The sequence below is a fragment of the Kitasatospora sp. NPDC024654 genome (genome assembly GCF_055559155.1).
The window spans coordinates 1-3,564 of the sequence record NZ_JBVHLF010000211.1 but is presented as its reverse complement, the minus strand read 5'-3'; the positions used below and the strand labels follow the sequence as shown (position 1 = coordinate 3,564).

Sequence of the window (3,564 nt, the reverse complement as noted above, 5' to 3'; positions counted from 1 at the left end):
AGGAGTACTCGTCATGTCCGCTACCCCCGTCTCCCGTTCCGCCGGCCTGCGCCGCACCCGGCCCGCGCTGCTCGCCGCCGTCACCGTGCTGACCGCGGCCGCCGCCACCGCCTGCTCCTCCTCCGCACACGGCGCGAGCGGCACCGGGTCGTCCGGCGCGACGATCCAGGCGGTGGGCGCGGAGAACGAGTACTCCGACGTGATCAGCCAGATCGGCGGTCAGTACGTCACGGCGACCGCGATCATGAGCGACCCGAACACGGACCCGCACACCTTCGAGGCGGACCCCAAGGTCGCGCACACCGTGAGCTCCGCCCGGCTCGTCGTCCAGAACGGGGTCGGCTACGACGACTTCATGACCAAGATCGAGCAGGCGTCCAGCGGTTCCGGCCGCCAGGTGATCGACGTCCAGAAGCTGCTCGGCCTGCCCGACTCCACCCCGAACCCGCACCTGTGGTACCAGCCGACCACCATGCCCGCGGTGGCGAAGGCCATCGCCGACGACCTCTCCACCATCGACCCCGCGCACAAGGACTACTTCGAGGCGAACGCCACCAAGTTCGACGCCTCCCTGCAGCCCTGGACCCAGGCCATCGCCCAGCTCAAGACCGCCTTCCCCGGCGCCGCCGTGGCGACCACCGAGCCGGTGGCCGACTACCTGCTCGACGCCGCCGGCATCAACAACCTGACGCCCTGGGCGTTCCAGGCCGACGTGATGAACGGCACCGACCCCTCGCCGCAGGACGTCGCGGCCGAGCAGGGCCTGTTCACCCAGCACAAGGTGAAGGCGTTCGTCTACAACCAGCAGGTCACCGACTCGCTGACCCAGTCGCTGCTGACCCTGGCCAAGCAGAACGACATCCCGGTCATCGGCGTCTACGAGACCATGCCGACGCCCGGCTACACCTACCAGTCCTGGATGGCCGCCGAGGTCTCGGCGCTCAAGAACGCCCTGGCCAACGGCACTTCGGCGCCGACCCTGTGATGACCGGTGACACGCGGGACGGTGACGTCCTCTCGCTGGCGGGCGTCAGCGTGTGGCGGGGCGGCCGACGGATCCTCGACGAGGTGGAATTCTCCCTCGGCCCGGGCGAGTTCACCGGCCTGATCGGATCCAACGGCGCCGGCAAGACGACGATCCTACGGGTCGTCATGGGCATGCTGACCCCCACCGAGGGCCGGATCCTGGTCGACGGCCGGCCACTGGCCCGGCGCAACCGTTCGGTCGGCTACGTCCCGCAGAAGGTGCTGATCGACCCCGACGCCCCACTGCGCGCCCGCGACCTGGTCGCGCTCGGCCTGGACGGCGAACGGATCGGACTGCGCACCCCCTCCCGGCAGCGCCGGCAACGCGTCGAGGAGATGCTCGACGCCGTGGACGCCACGGCGTTCGCCGACTCCCGGGTCGGCAACCTCTCCGGCGGCGAGCAGCAGCGGGTGTTGATCGCTCACGCTCTGATCAGCCGCCCGCGGCTGCTGCTCATGGACGAGCCGTTGGCCAACCTCGACATCCGCAGCGGGCAGGAGATCGTGGACCTGCTCGCCCGCCTCGCGAAGGAGCAGCGGATCGCCGTGCTGCTCTCCGCGCACGACATGAACCCGCTGCTCCCCGTGCTGGACCGGGTCGTGTACGTGGCCGGAGGGCGGACGGCGGTCGGCACGACCGACGAGGTGGTGCGGACCGAGGTGCTGAGCAAGCTGTACGGGCACCCGGTGAACGTCCTGCGCGTCGACGGGCGCGTCCTGGTCGTCTCGGGTTCCAGCGTCTCGCTCGACCCGGTGCCACCGCGGCCGGGGCGCCCGGTCGCCGAGGCTTCGACCGAGGGGCGGTGAGGTGTGGTGGCAGGAGTCCTCGACGCCGTCTTCGCCCCGGGCTTCTTCGACAGCGACCCGGTGCGCACGGCACTCCTCGCCGGGGCGGTGGTCGCGGTGGTCTCCGGAGCGGTGGGGGTGATCACCGTACTGCGCGGGCAGTCGTTCGCCGGACACGCCCTGAGTGCCCTGGGCACACTGGGCGGCTCCGCCGCCTTCCTGGTCGGCCTCACCCCGCTCTGGGGCTTCCTCACCAGCGGCTTCGTCGTCGCGGGAGCGATGGAACTGGTCGGCGCGCAACGACAGCGCGGCCGCGACGTGGCGACCGGCCTGGTGCTGAGCACCGCGCTCGGCCTCTCCGCGCTGTTCATCTACTTCGTGACGATCGTCAACAGCACGACGGGGGTGACCATCACCATCATGTTCGGCTCGCTGTTCGCGCTCAGCGGCATCACGGTGCCGGCCATGGTCCTGCTCGGCGCCGTCTGCCTGGCGGTCCTCGCCCTGTTGTACCGCCCGCTGCTGCTCAGCTCGGTCAGCTCCGAGCTGGCCGCCGCCCGCGGCATCCCGGTACGCGCCCTGGGCCTGGCCTTCCTCCTACTGCTGGCGCTGTCGGCGGCACTCTCCTCGGTGGCGGTGGGCACCATCCTCAGCACCGCGCTGCTGATCGGGCCCGCGGCGACGGCACTGCGACTGACCCGCCGCCCGGCCCGGGCGATGGTGCTGGCCGGCGCCATCGGGGTGCTGTCGACCTGGATCGGAGTCGTCCTGGCCTACGACAGCTACCACTGGCCGCCGACCGACAAGGGCTGGCCGGTGAGCTTCTTCGTGGTGGCCGTGGTCTTCGCGCTCTACCTGCTCGCCGACCTCGGCAGCCGGATCCGGACGGCACGCGCCCGCCACCGTGGCGGATCGGCGCCCACGGCACGTTCCCTGGCAACGGTGAGGTGAGACTGGGATGTTCGCGGACTACATGGTCAACGCCTGGATCGTGGCGACCGTCGTCGCCGTCGTCGCCCCCGTGGTCGGCTTCTTCGTCGTCCTGCGCGGCTCGGCGTTCGTCTCCCACGCCGTACCCGAAGCCGCCTTCGCCGGAGCCGCCGGAGCAAGCCTGCTCGGCCTCAACACCGTGCTGGGCCTCGGCGTCTTCGCCCTGGGTGCCTCACTCGGCATCGGCCTGCTCGGCCGGCGCGGCCGCCACGACGTGGTGACCGCCCTGGCGCTGGCCATGCTGCTCGGCATGGGATCGCTGTTCCTCAGCTGGAGCACCGAGTACGCCCCCGAGATCTACTCGCTGCTCTTCGGCGAGGTGCTCGGGGTCAGCGGCAACGAGATCGGGCTCACCGCTGTCCTCGGCGCCGGCTGCCTGGGCGCGATCGCCCTGCTCTACCGGCCCCTGCTGCTCACCTCGGTGGTGCCCGAGATCGCCGCCGCCCGCGGCATCCGCGCCCACCGCGTCGAGATGGCCTTCCTGGTGGTCGTCGCCCTGGCCACCACCACGGCCGTACCCGTCGTCGGCGCACTGCTGATGTTCAGCCTGATGGTCGGCCCCGCGGCCGCCGCGCGCTGCCTCACCGACCAGCCACTGCGCACGATGGCCCTCTCGGTCGCGATCGCGCTGCTGACCGTCTGGTCCTCGATCGCCGCGGCATACCAGACCAACTGGCCGATCGGCTTCTTCGTGACCACGTTCACCTTCGGCAGCTACCTCCTCGCCCACGCCGTACGCTGGACACGCCGGACGTACCGCAC

General features: G+C 71.2%; 4 protein-coding genes. All 4 read left to right on the top strand.

Going from position 1 to position 3,564, the window contains the following annotated elements; all coding sequences use genetic code 11:
- Positions 1–985 (top strand): metal ABC transporter solute-binding protein, Zn/Mn family (locus tag ACZ38L_RS38895; RefSeq protein WP_465702777.1); only part of this gene is annotated, 985 nt, incomplete at its 5' end.
- Positions 985–1,833: a metal ABC transporter ATP-binding protein gene (locus tag ACZ38L_RS38890; protein ID WP_465702775.1), complete on the top strand. Its 849-nt coding sequence runs from the start codon at positions 985–987 to the stop codon at positions 1,831–1,833. The genes ACZ38L_RS38895 and ACZ38L_RS38890, both read left to right, overlap by 1 nt.
- 6 nt (positions 1,834–1,839) lie before the next feature.
- Positions 1,840–2,763 carry a metal ABC transporter permease gene (locus tag ACZ38L_RS38885; RefSeq protein ID WP_465702773.1) on the top strand — a complete coding sequence of 308 codons (924 nt, stop codon included), beginning with the start codon at positions 1,840–1,842 and terminating at the stop codon, positions 2,761–2,763.
- Positions 2,764–2,770: 7 nt separating this feature from the next.
- Positions 2,771–3,564, top strand: a 794-nt coding sequence (locus ACZ38L_RS38880; protein ID WP_465702770.1) for a metal ABC transporter permease, incomplete at its 3' end; no start/stop codon positions are given.